General features: G+C 65.3%; 16 protein-coding genes. 3 read left to right on the top strand and 13 right to left on the bottom strand.

Annotation, left to right across the window (positions count from 1 at the left end):
* Nucleotides 1-77: 77 nt before the first annotated feature.
* From RO07_RS08310 to RO07_RS08295, 4 genes are all read right to left on the bottom strand, one after another.
* On the bottom strand, nucleotides 78-683 hold the full coding sequence (locus RO07_RS08310; RefSeq protein WP_039409731.1) for a hypothetical protein: 606 nt from the start codon (nucleotides 681-683) through the stop codon (nucleotides 78-80).
* Nucleotides 684-865: 182 nt separating this feature from the next.
* Nucleotides 866-2,731 (bottom strand): glycoside hydrolase family 15 protein, encoded by a 1,866-nt coding sequence (locus RO07_RS08305; protein WP_039409729.1) that lies wholly within the window; start codon nucleotides 2,729-2,731, stop codon nucleotides 866-868.
* A 312-nt stretch (nucleotides 2,732-3,043) separates the two neighbouring features.
* Nucleotides 3,044-4,288, bottom strand: a complete 1,245-nt coding sequence (locus tag RO07_RS08300) for a CaiB/BaiF CoA transferase family protein (protein ID WP_418303707.1) — start codon at nucleotides 4,286-4,288, stop codon at nucleotides 3,044-3,046.
* A gap of 1 nt (nucleotide 4,289) precedes the next feature.
* Nucleotides 4,290-5,069 (bottom strand): enoyl-CoA hydratase-related protein, encoded by a 780-nt coding sequence (locus RO07_RS08295; protein WP_039409728.1) that lies wholly within the window; start codon nucleotides 5,067-5,069, stop codon nucleotides 4,290-4,292.
* A 210-nt stretch (nucleotides 5,070-5,279) separates the two neighbouring features.
* On the opposite strand from RO07_RS08295, the gene RO07_RS08290 reads away from it, so the two are divergent.
* Nucleotides 5,280-5,954: a GntR family transcriptional regulator gene (locus tag RO07_RS08290; RefSeq protein WP_039409726.1), complete on the top strand. Its 675-nt coding sequence runs from the start codon at nucleotides 5,280-5,282 to the stop codon at nucleotides 5,952-5,954.
* A gap of 76 nt (nucleotides 5,955-6,030) precedes the next feature.
* Here RO07_RS08290 and RO07_RS08285 read toward each other — a convergent pair whose 3' ends face one another.
* A complete protein-coding gene (locus RO07_RS08285) occupies nucleotides 6,031-6,714 on the bottom strand; it encodes a GntR family transcriptional regulator (RefSeq protein WP_052267129.1) in 684 nt (227 codons plus the stop codon).
* Between the two features lie 349 nt (nucleotides 6,715-7,063).
* On the opposite strand from RO07_RS08285, the gene RO07_RS08280 reads away from it, so the two are divergent.
* Nucleotides 7,064-7,822, top strand: a complete 759-nt coding sequence (locus RO07_RS08280; protein WP_039409722.1) for a 2-keto-4-pentenoate hydratase — start codon at nucleotides 7,064-7,066, stop codon at nucleotides 7,820-7,822.
* 28 nt (nucleotides 7,823-7,850) lie between these two features.
* On the opposite strand, the gene RO07_RS08275 is transcribed toward RO07_RS08280, so the two are convergent.
* The 6 genes from RO07_RS08275 to RO07_RS08250 all read right to left on the bottom strand — a co-directional run bounded on the left by RO07_RS08275 (nucleotide 7,851) and on the right by RO07_RS08250 (nucleotide 13,934).
* On the bottom strand, nucleotides 7,851-9,119 hold the full coding sequence (locus tag RO07_RS08275) for an MFS transporter (RefSeq protein ID WP_052267128.1): 1,269 nt from the start codon (nucleotides 9,117-9,119) through the stop codon (nucleotides 7,851-7,853).
* A gap of 410 nt (nucleotides 9,120-9,529) precedes the next feature.
* Nucleotides 9,530-10,480: a LysR family transcriptional regulator gene (locus RO07_RS08270; protein ID WP_039409721.1), complete on the bottom strand. Its 951-nt coding sequence runs from the start codon at nucleotides 10,478-10,480 to the stop codon at nucleotides 9,530-9,532.
* Nucleotides 10,481-10,577: 97 nt separating this feature from the next.
* Nucleotides 10,578-12,020 (bottom strand): NAD(P)(+) transhydrogenase (Re/Si-specific) subunit beta, encoded by a 1,443-nt coding sequence (locus RO07_RS08265; RefSeq protein WP_039409718.1) that lies wholly within the window; start codon nucleotides 12,018-12,020, stop codon nucleotides 10,578-10,580.
* A 1-nt stretch (nucleotide 12,021) separates the two neighbouring features.
* Nucleotides 12,022-12,360: an NAD(P) transhydrogenase subunit alpha part 2 gene (locus RO07_RS08260; RefSeq protein WP_039409715.1), complete on the bottom strand. Its 339-nt coding sequence runs from the start codon at nucleotides 12,358-12,360 to the stop codon at nucleotides 12,022-12,024.
* Nucleotides 12,361-12,374: 14 nt separating this feature from the next.
* Nucleotides 12,375-13,517: an NAD(P) transhydrogenase subunit alpha gene (locus tag RO07_RS08255; protein ID WP_039409712.1), complete on the bottom strand. Its 1,143-nt coding sequence runs from the start codon at nucleotides 13,515-13,517 to the stop codon at nucleotides 12,375-12,377.
* A 42-nt stretch (nucleotides 13,518-13,559) separates the two neighbouring features.
* Nucleotides 13,560-13,934 (bottom strand): HAD family hydrolase, encoded by a 375-nt coding sequence (locus tag RO07_RS08250; RefSeq protein WP_052267127.1) that lies wholly within the window; start codon nucleotides 13,932-13,934, stop codon nucleotides 13,560-13,562.
* A gap of 260 nt (nucleotides 13,935-14,194) precedes the next feature.
* Here RO07_RS08250 and RO07_RS08245 point away from each other — a divergent pair, with 260 nt between their 5' ends.
* The gene (locus tag RO07_RS08245; RefSeq protein WP_052267126.1) at nucleotides 14,195-15,148 is read left to right on the top strand and encodes a LysR family transcriptional regulator; all 954 of its coding nucleotides are present in this window, start codon (nucleotides 14,195-14,197) and stop codon (nucleotides 15,146-15,148) included.
* A gap of 221 nt (nucleotides 15,149-15,369) precedes the next feature.
* Here the strand turns inward: RO07_RS08245 and RO07_RS08240 are convergent, their stop codons facing one another.
* Nucleotides 15,370-16,143, bottom strand: a complete 774-nt coding sequence (locus tag RO07_RS08240; RefSeq protein WP_039409709.1) for a fumarylacetoacetate hydrolase family protein — start codon at nucleotides 16,141-16,143, stop codon at nucleotides 15,370-15,372.
* 99 nt (nucleotides 16,144-16,242) lie between these two features.
* Nucleotides 16,243-17,490: a formyl-CoA transferase gene (gene frc, locus RO07_RS08235; protein WP_039409706.1), complete on the bottom strand. Its 1,248-nt coding sequence runs from the start codon at nucleotides 17,488-17,490 to the stop codon at nucleotides 16,243-16,245.
* Nucleotides 17,491-17,684 lie beyond the last annotated feature (194 nt).

The following is a 17,684-nucleotide window of genomic DNA, read 5'->3' as shown; positions in this document are numbered from 1 at the left end:
TAAGCGAAAGCAGAATTCTAGCGCGCTTTGCCTTCGCCGACTGAAATGCCGAAGTCGGTGCAGCGAGTGAACGCAGTTCAGGCCGTGGTGTCGACGCGCGTGCCTTTGGTCTTGGTCGGGTCCATCAGTGCCTGAATCTGCCCCTGAATCGTCATGGCCTGCGCGGACAGCACGGTGGTCTGCTGAAGCTTGACTTCCGGTGGCATGGTGTCGTTGTTGCGCACGGCTTCGAGCTGCGCCATGACCTTCGCGAGCATTTGCTTGAGCTTTTCGATCGTCTGTCTGACGATGGGGCTCAGCCCCCCGTCCGACGCCTCGCCCGCGCCACCGCCCCCTCCCGCATCGCCCTTGGCGCCCGCGATCGACTGCCCCACGTGCCTGGCGCTTTCGTTCGCATCGCGCAGGCTATTGACGCGGTCGGTATCGACGACGCTCGGGCGCTTGTCGCCGTCGTTCGCGGTGGCGGCGGCACTGCCGGCCGCGGTCGGAACATTCGACGCATTCGACGCGCCAACCGCACCCGCTGCCTGTGCCGCGCGCTTCTCCCCTTGGGAGCCGGCAATCGCCGTGGGGGCGGCGGCAGCCGATGACGCGCGCTCGGTCTGCTGCCGTTGAATATGAGCCTGCCAGACGTCGAGCAGACTCGACGTGGCGTTGCCCTTGTTCGGGATGATGGTCGTCATGAAGAAGACTTTGCGGGCGTGGACGCGCCAGAAATGTAATGGATTGCAAGATACTACGGCATCCTTCACGTTTTCTTTAGCGCGTCCCTGGCGCAGGCCGCCCCGTACTGATCACCTCGATGGCAGTCCGACTCACCGCCGCGTTGACTCGCCCTTCCCCGCGTCGACGCCCCCACTTCACCTCATACCCGGATGGCGCGGTAACCCACGTGCTCGAGACTCGGGTCGTCCGCCGCATAGTCGGCCTCGCCGTCGACGCGATCGTCACTGGCAAGGGCGTCCAGCCGAATGGCGGCGTGCACGAGCGCGATGTGCGAGAACGCCTGCGGGAAGTTGCCGACCTGACGCGCATGACGCGTGTCGTACTCCTCGGCCAGCAGCCCCACATCGTTGCGCAGCGCGAGCAGACGCTCGAACAGCGCTCGGGCATCGCGCTGGCGACCGATCATCACCAGGCAGTCGACCATCCAGAAGCTGCACGCGAGGAATGCGCCCTCGCCGACGGGCAACCCGTCGTCCACGCGGCTTGTGCGATAGCGCTGCACCAGACCGTCGCGCATGAGTTCGCGCTCGACGGCTTCGATGGTGCCGATCACGCGCGGATCGTCGGGCGGCAGAAAGCCGACCAGCGGAATCATCAGCGCGCTCGCATCCATTTCCGACGAGCCGTAGGCCTGCATGAACGCGTTGCGCACCGGGTCGAAGCCGTGCGCGCACACGTCCGCGTGAATTTCCTTGCACAGGTGTCGCCAGTGCGCCACCGGCCCCGGCAGGCCGAAACGCTCGGCTGACCTGATCGCGCGATCGAACGCGACCCATGCCATCACCTTCGAATAGGTGAAGTGCTGGCGTCCGCCGCGCACTTCCCAGATGCCCTCGTCGGGCTGACGCCAGACGGTTTCCAGATGCGCGACGAGTTTCGTCTGCACTTCCCAAGTGGCTTCATCCGGCGGCAGGCCGCCGAGGCGTGCCTGATGCAGGGCATCCATGACTTCGCCGTAGACGTCGAGCTGCAACTGCCCGACCGCGCCGTTGCCGACGCGCACCGGTTTCGCGCCTTCGTATCCGGGCAGCCAGCCGACCTCCCACTCGGGCAGGCGCCGCTCGCCCGCAAGCCCATACATGATCTGGACTTGCGACGGCGCGCCGGCCACCGCACGCACGAGCCATTGCGTCCAGTCGCTCGCCTCGGTGTAGTAGCCGCCGAGCATGAGCGCCTGCAGGGTGAGCGTGGCGTCTCGCAACCAGCAATACCGATAGTCCCAGTTGCGCTCGCCGCCGAGCTGTTCGGGCAGCGATGTCGTGGGCGCCGCGACCACGCCGCCCGTCGGCACGAAGGTGAGCGCCTTGAGCACGATGAGCGATCGGCGAATGGCTTCGGTCCAGCGACCGTCGAGCTGGCAGCGGCTGGCCCAGGTTCGCCAATAGCGTTCGGTGTCGGCGAGCGCGGCGTGCGGGTCGATCTCACGCGGATCCGCATGATGCGACGGCACGCGCGAGAGTACGAATGGCACGGTGTCGCCGGCGCTCACTTCGAAGCGCGCGCGCAGGCTACCCGGCACGTCCTGAATCCGCACGGGGGTGCGCAATACGACCTTGTCCGGACCGGCGATGAGCCGCATGCCGGGGCCCGTGGCGTCGTCTTCGGCGAGCGCACGCGCCCATGGCACCGACGCGCCGTAGTCGAAGCGCAGGATCAGCTCCATCGACATCGTGACCTTGCCGTGAATGCCCTTCACGAGCCGCACCAGCTCGGCCGCCCCGTCGCGCAGCGGCATGAAGTCGATCACCGCGACACAACCCTCCACCGTTTCGAAACGGGTTTCGAGAATCAGGGTGTCGTCGTGGTAGCGCCGAGTAGTGGTGACGTTCGGATCTTCGGGCGCGAGCTTCCAGTGGCCGTGCTCCGGGCCGCCGAGCAACGCGGCGAAGCAGGCGGGGGAATCGAAATACGGCCAACAAAGCCAGTCGATGGAGCCATCGCGCGCAACGAGCGCGGCGCTGCGGCAGTCGCCAATCATTGCATAGTCTTCAATTCGTGCCGGCATGCTCACCTCGGGAAACGGAGAGGAACGACGCGCCGTGCACACGGCACGACACGCTCGTCGCATGAAGCCCTATGGTACGCGCGTCGCGCACGCACGGCCATGGGACTTGAGATGAAATGGGATGTCTGCCGCAGAACCTGCGAATGGTCATGCTTTCCTCCTTGCGACGTGATGGTCGGGTGAGCGTCGACGAGGGTCCATCGCCTCGTTCAGTCTGTGCCGCTCATTCGAAAAGCGACCCGTCATCAGGAAGGAAGTTCTCCATGGCGCGGCAACTCGCGGCGAAACCGCGTCGTCGTTGGCGCGCATACGTCAATCGCTCACGGTTGCCGCCTCCAGCACGCGCACCGCTCCCTGTGCGATCAGTTCACGAATGTGCCGCGCATCGAAGCCGTACTCGCGCAGAATTGCATCGGTGTGCTCACCAAGGCGGGGGGCGGGACCACCGGTGCACTTCGGCGTCTCGGAGAAGCGGATCGGCAGGCCGATGCCGCGCGTCGGTCCATCGAGCGGATGATGCGTCTCGACGACCATCTCGCGAGCGACGATCTGCGGGTGCGAGACCGCCTCCGAAATCGGCAGCACCGGGCCGACGGGCAAGCCCACGGCATCGAGCCGCTCGACCCAGTTGTGGGTGGTATCGCGCACGAGATACGCGGTGAGCCGCTCGACGAGTTCCGCGCGATGCACGGTGCGTCCGGCATTGGTGGCGAAGCGCGCGTCGCCGGCGATCTCGGGTGCGTCGAGCACTTGCAGCAATCGTTCGTAGTTGGCCTGATTCGCCGCGCCGATATTGATCCAGCCGTCCTTCGTGCGGAATGCCTGGTACGGTGTGCTGGTCGGATTCGCGGAGCCCAGCTTCGGCGGATTCTCGCCGCTGGCGAAGAAGTTGGCCGCCGCCCAGTACATCTGCTGAAAGCCGGCTTCGAGCAGCGACGTATCGACGATCTGCCCCTGCCCCGTGCGCAAACGATGCGCGTAGGCGGCCGAGATGCCGAGCGCGGCGAGAATGCCCGCGTTGATGTCGGCGATCGGCGAGCCGGCCTTGATCGGCGCCTGGCCCGGCTCGCCCGTCACGCTCATGAGACCGGAGAGGCCTTGCGCGATCAGATCGAAGCCGCCCTTGTCGGCATAGGGCCCGGTGCGCCCGTAACCCGAGATCGCGCAATAGATCAGGCCGGGGTTCGCCTCGCGCAGGCTCTCGTACCCGAGACCGAGCTTCTCCATCGTGCCCCTGCGATAGTTTTCGGTGACGACGTCCGCGCTCGCGAGCATCTTGCGCAGCACCGCCTTGCCGCCCTCGGTCTTCAGGTTGAGCGCAATGCCGCGCTTGTTGCGGTTGAGCATCATGAACGATGCCGACTCGCCGTGCGGGAGGATCGGCGCGAAGCGGCGCGCATCGTCGCCCTCCATCTTCTCGACCTTGATGACGTCCGCGCCCATGTCCGCGAGCATCATGCCGCACACCGGTCCCGACATGATGTGCGAAAGCTCGATCACCTTCACGCCCTGCAACGGGCCGCTCGCCCGTCTCGCCTTGTCGTTCATCGCCGTCATGTCAGCGTCCCTCGAATACCGGGGCCGTCTTCGCGAGGAATGCGCGATAGCCCGTCTGGAAGTCGGCCGTGCCGAAGCACGCGAAACCTTCGTCGATCTGCTCGGCCGTGAGCGGCGCGCCGCTCGCCAGCTCGCGCACGAACCGCTTGTGCCAGCGCGCGACGAGCGGCGCGCCGGCGGCGATGCGCTGCGCGCTCTCCATCGCCTCACGCGTCACGTCGGCATCGGCCACCACCCGCGTGACGAGCCCGATGCGCAGCGCCTCCTGCGCGTCGAAGATGCGCCCTTCGAGCAGGATCTCCAGCGCACGCGCGGGTCCGAGCAGACGCACAAGCCCGGAAAGTTCGGCATGCGCCATCACGAGGCCGAGCTTGTTGATGGGCGCGCCGAAACGGCTCGATTCGCCGCAGATGCGCACGTCGCAGGCGGAGGCGATCTCCATGCCTCCACCAACGCAGATGCCGTGAATCATCGCGACGAGCGGCACGGGACAGTTGGCGAGCGCGTCCAGCGTGCGATGCATGAGCGCGCCGTAGGCACGCGCCTGCTCGACGTTGGCGCGATCCGTTTCGAACTCGGCGATGTCGTTGCCCGGAGCAAACGACTTCTCGCCGGCGCCGCGTAGCACAATGCAGCGCACGTCGGGTGCCTCGGACAACGCCAGGATCGTGTCGCCCAGCGCCTGCCACATGGGCTTGGTCAATGCGTTGAGCTTCTCGGGACGATTGAGCGTGACCCGCGCAATCGCGCCGTCTCGCTCGGTCAGAACGGTCGATGTCACATTGCCTCCTTGTTACGCCAGCACGCACCCGATGTGGGCTGGAATTGATTTTTGGTATACCAATTTTCATAAACGATAGAGTTGATGGTGACTAAAACGCAAGTGAAAAATGGAAAAATCAGGGTTAACGTTGGAAATAATTGAAACACCGATTGACGACGTTCGGCACGATCATCAAAATTGGCATTCCAATTTTGAAATCACCACCTCATGAACACGCCCGCCTCGCTGAACGCCTCCGCCTATGAAGCCCTCAAGGCGCGCATCGTGCGCGGTGAGCTCCGGCCGGGCGCACCGCTGTCCGAGCGTGCGCTGTGCGACGAACTGGCGGTTTCGCGTACGCCGTTGCGCGAGGCGCTCAAGCGGCTGGCGAACGAAGGACTCGTGGAGATTTCGGAGACGCGTCGCGCCCGGGTGGCGCGCGTGAGCGTGGATGAGGTTGTGAACCTGCTCGCCGTGATGGCCGTGCTCGAAGGGCTGTCGGGCGAACAGGCTTGCGAGAAGGCGTCGGATGCGGATCTCGACGAATTGACCCGACTTCAGGCAGAGATGGAAGCCGCCTATTCACGCAAGGATCACGCGGCGTATTTCGCGCTGAACCAGCGGATCCACCTGTGCATTCTGCGCATGGCCGACAACGGCCCGCTCGCTGAATACTTCCACAATCTCAATGCCCGCTTGCGGTACGTGCGCGAGCGCCTGACGCCCACGCCGGAGCGCTGGCGCCAGGCGGTCGACGAGCATGCCGAGATGCTCGCCTTGCTGCGACGTCGCGACGGCAAGCGCCTGCGCACGTTGATGGAAGCGCACCTGCGCAGCAAGACCGACGCCTATGTGGCGGCCATGCTCAACGAGGGGCTGGTGAGCATGCATCGCGCAGCCTGAGCGGTCGGCACCGCGAGGGTGAGCGGCGCGATGACGTGGCGTGCGAACGGTGTATGACGGCGCGGGTCCCGACGTCTCAGGCGGCGACGCGCACGTTGGCGAGCACCGCGGCGCACTTGGTCATCAGGTGCGCACGCAGCAGTCGCGAGAGCGCGCCACCATCGCGCTGATGCAGCGCGCGCAGCATGGCGACGTGCTCATCGATGGCCTGCTCCCATTTGCCCGCATGCAGATTGGAACGAAAGCGCAGCGGCTGAAGACGTCGATTGACGGATTGGTACATCCGCGTGAGCGCAGGGTTGCGTGCAGCGGCGTTGATGCGGTCGTGAATGCGTTGATTGCAGTCGAAGTAGCCCGAGAGATCGCCGTTGGCATAGCAGGCGTCCATGGTCGAATGCAATTCCTGGATCTCGTCGATCTCGACCTGCGTGATGCGCTCGCATGCCAGTTCTCCGGCAAGCGCCTCGAGACCGCTGAGCAGTTCGAAGGTGTCGGCGATGTCGCGCGCGGACAGCGTGACGACGCGCGCACCGCGGTTCGGCAGCAGCTCGATCAACTGCTCCACGGCCAGCATCTTGAGCGCTTCGCGCAGCGGCGTGCGCGAGACGCCGAGCTGCTCGCACAGCGCGCGCTCGTTCAGATGCGCGCCCGGCGGCAGGATGCCCTCGGTGATCATCTTGCGCAGACGATCCATCACGGCGTGGTGCAGCGCCCGACGGCTGATGGGTTGCGTAGCGTCGCCGTCCGGCGGCGGATGCATGCCAGGTTCTCGTATGGCGTTCAGGGTCATGGAGTGCATAGGCTCGGCAAGGGTGTTCGCTTGAAAAAGGGAAACATCGACTGCAGGCACCGCACTTTCATGGGCATCCATCGCTCGGCGTCGCTCACGGCCATCACCATGCCGCACGAAACATTACAAAATATTACGTACTCCGATTCTCGCAGAACAATGTCGTTTTGACTACGTTAGAAGCGGTTTTCACCGAATAGACAACAGGTTCGCCACAGCGCGCAACGACGGTTGGATTTTGTATACGATGTGACTGCACCGGGGCCGCGCAGCCACAGGCCGTCGCCCACCTTCCCGCCCTTTTTCGGAGACACACAATATGTTCGAGACTCGAGCCGGCGTCGAATCGCTGGCGCAATTGCTGGCCGACACGCGTCGCGGCGACACGCCGATCGACGCCCCCGCGCAGGCCTTGCTTCCCGTGGACGCCGATGCAGCCTATGCCGTGCAATTGCGCACGCTCGACCTGCTCGGCGAGACGATCGCCGCGTGGAAAGTGGGCGCGAAGCATCCGTCGGATCTGCCGAACTGCGCGCCGATTCCGGCTTCGGTAGTGAGCCACGCCGGCGGCGCGCTGGCGCTCGGCGAGTTCTTCCGGCCGGGGCTCGAACTGGAGATCGCTTTCCGTCTGTCGCGCGACATCAAACCGGGACGCTACGACGAGCGCGAAGCATTCATGTTCGTCGGCGAGACGCTTGTCACCATCGAAATCACCGACAGCCGCTTCGCTTCGACGACGCTTGACAAGCGCTTCGCGCTGGCCGATCTGCAGAACAACGGCGCCCTGGTGGTCGGCAGCGGCCGTGATTACGACGCTTCGCTCAACTATCTCACGCCGAAGGTCGCCTTCTCGCTCGATGGCCGCGACATCACGCCGGCGCGCACGGGCAACCCCGGCGGCGACCCGCGCGCGCTGCTTGCGTGGCTCGTCAATCACAACGGCAAGCGCGGCATCACGATGCGCGCAGGCGCCATCGTCACCTGCGGTTCCTACGTCGGCATGATTCCGGCTGCCACTCGGGGTGTACTGCGCGGCACCATCGACGGCATCGGCGAGGCCTCGGTCACGCTCGAGTGAAGGCGATCCGCCACCCACGCCGCGGTGCTCAGCGCCGCGGCGTGCGTCCGTCGGCGCCTGCCAGCATCTTCGGCGCGAGCAACGTGATCGGCACGATGCACAGCAGTCCGGCCGCGAGCGCGACGGGCAGACTGACGCCGTGCGCGATGGCGCCGATCACCACCGGGCCGACGAGCAACCCGAGATAGGCGAGACGCGCCATGACGGCGATGGCTTCCGCGCTGGCCATGCCCGCACTGCGCGCCACTTCGCCCGACGCGGCGAACATCACCGGCATGACGTTCGACAGGCCGAGGCCGGCAAGCGCGAAGCCCGCCACAGCTGCCGCCGGTTCACGCCACAGCAGCGCGAGCAGCACGCCGCCCACGCACAGCAGACTGCTCGCGCGCAACAGACGGGCACCGCCCATGCGAGCGCGCACCGGATCGCCGCCGAAGCGCCCGCCTGCCATGCCCAGCGAAAATGCGGCATAACCCGCGCCGATCCACGCGCCTTGCGCGGCGACCACTTCGCGCATGTACACAGCCGTCCAGTCGTACATCGCGCCTTCGACCACGAGTCCCAGGAACGCGAGGATGCCAAAGCCCGTCAGGCGACGATGCAACTTGCGGCGAGCGGCTTCGTCCAGCACCGGCGGCGGCGCCTGCCTGGGCCTGGGTTTGCCCTCCGTCGCCTCTGCGTTCTGCGCCGCGGCGGATGCCGGCGCCTCGCCCGGCAACATGTCCGGCTGCATGAAACGTGCGCCGACGAGGATGACGAGCGCGCATCCCATCGCGGCGAGACCGACGTGCCATTGCGGCGAGCCGTGATGGGCGAGCCATGCGCCCCCCACAAGCGCACCGGCCATGCCGCCGAGGCTGAAGCAGCCGTGCAGCGACGCCATGATCGGGCGTCGATAGCGCGCCTCGAGCGTGGCCGCCTGTGCGTTGACGGCCACGTCGTAGGTCGCGTTCGCGGCGCCATACAGCGCGAGCCAGCCCACGAGGCCCCAATAATTCGGCATCGAAAGAATGAATGCACTGGTGACCGCCAGCGCGACGCCCGCTTGCAGGCTCGCACGCCGGCTGCCGGCGCGCCCGACCCAGCGCGCCATGCGCGACATCGTGACGATGGCGCCGCCCGCGACGGCGAACATGGCCACCGAAAGGTTGGCGTCGTTCAAGTCGAACATCGCCTTGACCGTGGGCACATGCACGCCCCAGGTCGCATAAAGAAAACCGCTGCAGAACAGCAACGCCATGGTCGCCGCGCGCGCAGGCCAAAAGCCGGTGCGAGGCTTCGCAGTTTGAGAAGTCATGGAAATCGAAACGGATGCGGAAGTGACGTAGCGCAAACATCTGCGTCGTCGTTGGGGGACCATCGACGGATTGTCGGCGCGGTGCGCCATCCGTGAATGCGTCGATTCTAACGCACTGCGCCGGTCGTTGCAGGTCTTGCCCGGCACGACGCGTCAACGCGGCATTGAAAAAAGCCGGCCGCCGCGAATCCCGAAGTTATCCACCGTTTTTGTTCACAACGCTGTGGACAACGAATTGAGCAAGGTCGCCAACCGCTTGATCGATAGGGAGTTTTTGACGGAGGACATCAGACGCGGGCACTCGCGGGCACGCAGTGCACAAACACCCCAACTTATCCACAGATTTTGTGTTCAAGTCTGTGGATAAGCCCTTGGGGAGGTGATTCAAACCATTGATTTGAATAGCATATTTAACTGATTTGACTCGTCGCGGCGGCCAGCAGGCGTTCGGCGTCCAGCGCGAAACCCTTGTTGCGCTCGCGCACCACGCGGTGGATCAGTTCCCAAACGGTATGGGCGACGGGCGAGAGCGAGCGGTTCTTGCGTCGCACGAGCACGATGGTGCGCTCGAAGGCGGGCAGCAGCGGCCGCACGGCCAGCGTGGAATTCTCCGGCAGCGGCAACGCGAGCGGCGGCAGCACGCTCACGCCCAGCCCCTCCTGCACCATGTGGAAGATCGTGCTCACATGCCCGAGCTCCTGCGTGATGTTGCCCTGCACCTTCTGCGTGGTAAGCGCGCGATCGATCAACGGACGGCTACCCGAGCTCTGGTTGAGCAACACGAGGTTTTCACCGGAAAGCTCCGACCAGTACACCGCCGCTTGCGACGCCAGAGGATGGTCGCTGCGGCACACGAGACAGAAAGGCTCGCTCATGAGCGTCTCCGTCGTGAGATCGTCGGCCCCTTGCGGCGCGACCACGATGCCGAAGTCCACATCGCCGGCGCGAACGCTGTCGAGCACCGCACGCTGCATCTGGTCGACGAGCGCGAGCGCAATATCCGGGTACGTCGCATGCGAGGCAAGCATCACGCGCGGCATGAGCGTGGCCGAGATGGTCGGCGCCGCGCCGATACGCACGCGTCCGGTCGTACGTGCTTCGGCGCCGTGCGTCTGAAGCAGTGCGATCTCGAGCTCGTCGAGCACCCGGTCGAGATTGCCCGCGAGCGTGACGCCGGCGTCCGTCAGGGCGACCTCGCGCGTGGTGCGATCGACCAGGCGCAGACCGAGCTGGCCTTCCAGTTCGTTGATGCAACGGCTGATGGCCGGTTGTGTCAGACCGATCTCGGCGCCCGCGCGGCTGAAGTTCTTGCTGCGCGCCACGACCATGAAGACCTTGAGTTGTCTCAGCGATACGTTCATGTGCTTAGTGCCCTGCAGAAGTGAGCGAACGAGCCACCTCGATCCCCCGGATGGCTCTGGTGCGCCGCACACGGCAGCGCACCGCGTGACACACCGGTCAGGCCGCGGCCTTGACCATTTCCTCGACGACCTTCTTCGCGTCGCCGAAGACCATCATCGTCTTGTCGAGATAGAAGAGTTCGTTGTCGAGACCGGCGTAGCCGGCCGCCATCGAGCGCTTGTTGACGATGATCGTCTTGGCCTTGTAAGCCTCGAGAATCGGCATCCCGGCAATCGGCGATTGCGGATCGTTCTTCGCCGCCGGGTTCACCACGTCGTTCGCTCCCAGCACCAGCACCACGTCCGTCTGACCGAATTCGCCGTTGATCTCGTCCATCTCCAGCACCTGGTCGTACGGCACTTCGGCTTCGGCGAGCAGCACGTTCATGTGCCCGGGCATGCGGCCGGCCACCGGGTGAATGGCGTAACGCACGCTCACGCCCTTCTCCACGAGTTTGTCGGTCAGTTCCTTGAGCGCATGCTGCGCGCGCGCCACGGCCAGACCGTAGCCCGGCACGATCACCAGCGATTCGGCGTTGCTCATCAGGAACGCCGCATCGTCGGGCGAGCCCGACTTGACCGGACGCTGCTGCTGATCGCCGCCGCCCGCGCTTGCCCCCGCCTGCGCGCCAAAGCCGCCGAGAATCACGTTGAAGAACGAGCGGTTCATCGCGCGGCACATGATGTACGACAGGATCGCGCCCGACGAGCCGACCAGCGAGCCGGCGATGATCAGCATCGGGTTGTTCAGCGAGAAACCGATGCCGGCCGCCGCCCAACCCGAGTACGAGTTGAGCATCGACACGACCACGGGCATGTCGGCGCCGCCGATCGGGATGATGATCAGCACGCCGAGCACGAAGGCGATGGCCGTCATCAGGATGAACGGCAGCCAGCTTTGCGACAGGAAGAAGATGACGCCGAAGCCAAGCATCGCAATGGCGAGCAACAGGTTGACGGTGTGCTGACCGGTGAACACGACCGGCGCGCCCTGGAACAGACGGAACTTGTACTTGCCCGAGAGCTTGCCGAAGGCGATGACCGAGCCCGAGAACGTGATCGCACCGACGAACGTGCCGATGAACAGCTCGATGCGGTTGCCTGCGGGCAGCGAGGTCTCGCCGGCCGGCACGATGCCGAACGCGGCCGGCTCGGCCACCGCGGCCACGGCGATGCACACCGCGGCGAGACCGATCAGCGAGTGCATGGCGGCGACCAGCTCCGGCATCTTGGTCATCTCGACCTTGCGGGCGACGTATGCGCCGACGCCGCCACCGACGACCAACCCCGCCAGGATCAGACCGAGCCCTGAGTAATCGCCGCCTGTCAGACGACGAAGCTCGAAGATCAGCGCAATCGTGGTGACGGCGGCGATCGCCATGCCGACCATGCCGAACGCGTTGCCGCGTCGTGCCATCTTCGGATTCGACAGGCCCTTGAGCGCCTGGATGAAACAGATCGACGCGACCAGATACAGCAGCGTCACAAGATTCATGCTCATGTCAGTGCGCTCCCTTTGCAGCTTCGTCATTTGCCGCCTTGGCCGGCGCCTTGTCTTTCTTCTTGAACATTTCCAGCATGCGCTGCGTGACGAGGAAGCCCCCGAACACGTTGACGGCGGCAAGCGCCACCGCCACCACGCCCATCGTCTTGCCGAGTCCGCCTTCGGTGAGGCCGGCCGCGAGCATCGCGCCGACGATCACGATCGCCGAGATGGCGTTGGTCACCGCCATGAGCGGCGTGTGCAGCGCGGGCGTGACGTTCCACACCACGTGATAGCCGACGTACACCGCCAGCACGAAGATGATCAGGTTGATCACCGTGTGATTGATCAATTCCATTTGCGTCCCCCTCCTTATGCGGCGCGCAGCACCTGGCCGTCGCGGCACATCAGGCACGCGGCGACGATGTCGTCGTTGGTATCGATGACGAGCTTGCCTTCCTTGTCGATCACCAGCTTGAGGAAGTCGAGCACGTTGCGCGCATACAGCGCGGAGGCGTCGGCCGCGACCATGCCGGCGAGGTTCGTGTAGCCGGCGATCGTCACGCCGTGCACCTTCACGACCGCGTCGGCAACCGACAGCGGACAGTTGCCACCGCGCTTGCCGTCGTGCTCGGCGCCGCGCCCGGCGGCCAGGTCGACGATCACCGAGCCGGGCTTCATCGCCTTGACGGTGTCCTCGGCGATGAGCGTCGGCGCCGCGCGCCCCGGAATGAGCGCGGTGGCAATAACGATGTCGGCCTGCGTGAGACGCGTGTGCACGAGCTGTGCCTGACGCGCGAGCCAGGCGGCGGGCATCGGGCGGGCGTAGCCGCCGACGCCTTGCGCGATTTCGCGCTCTTCGTCGGTTTCGAAGGGAACGTCGATGAACTTGGCGCCAAGCGACTCGATCTGCTCGCGCACGGCTGGGCGCACGTCGGACGCCTCGATCACGGCGCCCAGGCGCTTGGCCGTCGCGATGGCCTGCAGGCCCGCCACGCCGGCGCCGAGCACCACCAGACGGGCGGCCTTGACCGTGCCGGCGGCCGTCATGAGCATCGGCATGAAGCGCTGGTAGAGGTTGGCGGCAAGCATCACCGCCTTGTAGCCGGCGATGTTGGCCTGAGAGGACAGCACATCCATGCTTTGCGCACGCGTGGTGCGCGGTGCGGCTTCCAAAGCGAAGCCGACGACGCCGGCCGCCGCCATGCGGGCGTTGTTCTCGGCGTCGAACGGATTGAGCATGCCCACGACGACGCTGCCGCGCGGGATCCGCGCGATCTCGTCCATCGACGGCGCCCGCACCTTGAGCACGAGTTCCGCGCCCAGGGCGTCGGCCGCGCTACCGCTCGACGCGCCCGCCGCGACATATGCCGCATCGGGCACGCTCGCCGCCTCTCCTGCGCCATGCTCGACGGTGACGCGATGCCCTGCGCCCACCAGTTTCTTCACCGTTTCCGGTGTGGCCGCGACGCGGGATTCGCCGTCGACCGTCTCCTTTGGAATGCCAATATGCATAGTTATTGTCTCGGGGTCTCGGCCCCTGTGGTGTTGTGAAACTCAGGCCAACGCGGCTCGCGGCGGCTGCATCGAACGGCCTTCATTGGCAGCTTCGAAGCAGCGCACCTTCGTGCAGTGAATCAGATCGCACAGGAATTCCGGCTCGTAGGCGCGCAGCAGATGCGGCTGGTGCCCGTCGAGGTAAGCCCCGATCAGCAGCAGCTCGGCCATGCGCAACGCCTGCGCCGAAGCGCCCTCGAGATACGCCAGCGGCAAATCCTGATTACCCGTGAGATGCAGCAAACGGGTGTACGTCGAATGATCCCAATACCAGTCGAGACCCAGTTCGACGAATGCGTTGTTGAACGCATGCAGATGGGCATTGGCAACCGGTGCCAGGGCGGCGGGTTTGATATGCGTTTCGATGACAGACATGATGGCGCTCTCCCAAAACAGTGATCGTCTTCAGAACACGCTGGCCCGCGCTCGCCTGGTCTGGCACTCGCCAACACCTTGCTGTCACATCACTGCTTCGCGGGCTGCCACTGCAGATTACGCAGCCCAAACCATAAAAGACAGTTAAAGTTAATTATGCAAACCATCTGCGATTACTTATACTTCTTCAGCCATGCGCCGCCTGCGAACGTCGTCGCATCGCACGCCCCTTGATCTCTACCCTGCCCGGTCCTCGTCGCATGAAACACGCCACGCTCCGTCAGTTGAAAGTCTTCGAAGCCGTCGCGCGCCACCTGAGCTTCTCGCGCGCCGCCGAAGAGCTGCACCTCACACAACCGGCCGTCTCCACCCAGGTCAAGCAACTCGAGACACACGCCGGGCTCCCGCTGTTCGAGCAACTGGGCAAGAAGATCTTCCTGACCCCGGCGGGCAGCGAAATGCTTCACTACAGCCGCGCAATCATTGCGCTCTTTCGCGAGACCGAAGAGGCGATGGATCACCTCAAGGGCATCACGGGCGGCAAGCTCAACGTGGCCGTCATCAGTGCGGGCGACTACTTCTTCCCGCGCCTGCTTGCGGCATTCACCGCGCGGCACCCGGGCGTCACGCTCAACCTCACCGTGCACAACCGGGAGGAACTGCTGCATCAGCTCACCGAGAACCTGACCGATCTCGCGGTGATGGTGCGACCGCCTCACGAGGTGGATACGATCAACGAAGCGTTCGCGCCGCACCCGTATGTCATCGTCGCGCCGCCCGACCATCCGCTTGCCGGCCAACGCCAGATTCCGTTCTCGCGGCTCGCGCAGGAGCCCTTCATCAGTCGCGAGCGCGGCTCCGACACCTGGAACTCGTTGCAGGACGCCTTCGGCCATCGCACCCAGCAACTGACGATCGCCATGGAGATCTCGAGCACGGAGACCATCAAGCAGGCCGTGATCGCGGGCATGGGCATCAGCTTCCTGTCGGCGCACACCGTCGGCATGGAACTGCGTACGGGCGACCTGACGGTGCTCGACGTTCAGGGCTTTCCGGCGTGGCAAAGCTGGTACGTCGTGCATCGCCGCAGCAAACGCCTGCCACCGGTCGCGCTCGCGTTCCGGGAGTTCCTGCTTGCCGATGGCGCCGCGTTGATCGACGGCATGATGGCCTACAAGAGTCCCGTACCGCCGCCGGCAGGCATCGGCGTTTGATGCAAGTTCGAGCGCATTTGAGCGCCGCATCAGGCAAACCACGCGCTTCCCCAGGGCAGACCGCGCCGCATCGCACACGGTCTGCCGAATGAAAAAGGGCGATCGACTCAGGCCATTGCCACCCCGGCCGACCACCGTGAAATCGCTTGCGTTCCCGCTGCGCCCGTCCGCATCTGCGTCCGTCTATTCCGGGCTGAAGCGGCTGAGCTGCCCCATTTGCTTCATCCGCCCATGCGGTTGGCCAGCGTGCCGAGTCCGTCGATGCTCACTTCCACGAGCGCACCTTCCTTCATCGAACCCACACCGATCGACGTGCCCACGGCGATCACGTCGCCAGGCAGCAGCGTCATGTCCTGCGAGAGCCGTGCGACGAGCTGCCACGGGTTGAAGATCATGTCGGCGAGCGGATAGCGTTGGCGCTCCGCGCCGTCCAGACGCGTGACGAGTTCCGCTTCGCGCCAATCGAAGTCCTGCGCGATGACGGGGCCGAGGCAGCCGAACGTGTCGAAACCCTTGGCGCGCGTCCACTGCGCGAAGTTGCCGTCCTGTTCGATGATTTCAGCGGCGGTCACGTCGTTGACCAGCGTGTAGCCGAGGATGTAGTCGCGTGCGGTTTCCTCGCTGACGTGGCTCGCCGGCTTGCCGATGACCACGCCCAGCTCGCCCTCGAAGACGATCTTTCCCGCATACGACGGGGGACGGCGAATCACCGCGTCGGGCCCGGCCAGCGTGGTGGCCGGCTTGATGAGAAAGAGCGGATGCGACGGCGCGGCCTTGCCGAGCTTCGCGCCGAGCGCGTGATAGTTGTTCCAGAGCGCCACGATTTTCGTGGGCTCGCACGGGCACAGCAGATCGACCGCGTCGCGTGCGATGGTCGCGCCCGTCGGCACCGGCTGATCGTAGAGATTGCCGCGGTGCTCGGCGATCTGATCGCCCTGCAGCAGGCCAAAGCCGATGCGCCCATGCGCGGTCTTGAAGCGGGTCCAGAGTTTCATGCGTTTGCCATTCCGGTGACGGCCCGGCCGCGCGGCAACGTTCGCCGCGTGCGCGCCGGGCGCGATGTCTTGAATCCATTCGATGCGCGCGCGAACCGCTCAGACCGCGCCGACTTCGCGCAATGCGGCAATCTGCTGGGCGCTGTAGCCGAACTCGGCAAGCACGTCGTCGGTGTGCTCGCCGAGCAGCGGCGAGCGTTCCACGTGCGTGGGACTGTCGGAGAGCTTGATCGGGTTGCCGACGGTGAGGTACTTGCCACGCTCCGGGTGATCGACCTCGACGATGGTGCCGGTCTCGCGCAGCGACATATCCTCGGCGATCTCCTTCATCGAGAGAATCGGGCCGCACGGAATGTCGTACTCGTTGAGAATGGTCATGACCTCGAACTTGGTCTTCGTCATGGTCCATTGCTCGATGGTGTCGAAGATCTCGCGCAGGCGCGGCAGGCGGGCCCGCGGCGTGGCGTAGTCCGGATGCTCGACCCACTCGGGCTTGCCGATCACCTTGCAGATCGAGCCCCACACGGGCGCCTGCGTGATGAAGTAGATGTAGGCGTTGGGATCGGTCTCCCAGCCGCGGCATTTGAGAATCCAGCCGGGCTGGCCGCCGCCCGACGCGTTGCCCGCGCGCGGCACCGCGTCGCCGAACGTGCCGTTCGGGTACTGCGGATATTCTTCCATCACGCGCGTGCGCTCGAGACGCTGCTGGTCGCGCAGCTTCACGCGACACAGGTTCAGCACACCGTCCTGCATGGCGGTGAGCACGCGCTGGCCCTGGCCGGTCATCGTGCGTTGGTACAGCGCCGTGACGATGCCCAGCGCCAGATGCAGTCCCGTGCCCGAGTCGCCGATCTGCGCGCCTGTCACCATGGGCGGGCCGTCGTCGAAGCCGGTCGTCGATGCCGCACCGCCCACGCACTGCGCGACGTTTTCGTAGACCTTGCAGTCCTGGTACGGGCCGGGGCCGAAGCCCTTGACCGACGCCACGATCATGCGCGGGTTCAGCGCGTGGATGTGCTCCCAGGTGAAGCCCATGCGATCGAGCGCGCCCGGTGCGAAGTTCTCCACCAGCACGTCGCAGTCGCGAATCATGCGCTCGAGCACGGCCTTGCCTTCCGGGTGCTTGGTGTCGAGCGTGATCGAGCGCTTGTTGCTGTTGAGCATCGTGAAGTAGAGGCTGTCGGCATCGGGAATGTCGCGCAGTTGCTCGCGCGTGACGTCGCCATGCCCTGCCCGTTCGATCTTGATCACGTCAGCGCCGAACCATGCCAGCAGTTGCGTGCAGGTCGGCCCGGACTGCACGTGCGTGAAATCGAGAATGCGAACGCCTTCGAGTGCTTTGCCCATGATCGTCTCCGCTCAGGAAATGGCTCGGACCGTGGTGGCCGGCGCACACGTCGAAAGTCGGACGGGATTGGTGGCACGCGCCCGCATGCGATGTGCGTGCGGGCGGCCCGCAGGGCTGGCTTCGCGCCGGATGCTGGCGACGATCATCATGGTTTGTCTCCTCCTGATGCGACGGCGTTTATGTAATTGGTATG

Source organism: Pandoraea pulmonicola, assembly GCF_000815105.2.
GTDB classification, from domain to species: domain Bacteria; phylum Pseudomonadota; class Gammaproteobacteria; order Burkholderiales; family Burkholderiaceae; genus Pandoraea; species Pandoraea pulmonicola.
Note: the sequence above shows the minus strand (reverse complement) of the source record. Positions and strands in the feature narration are given on the sequence as shown.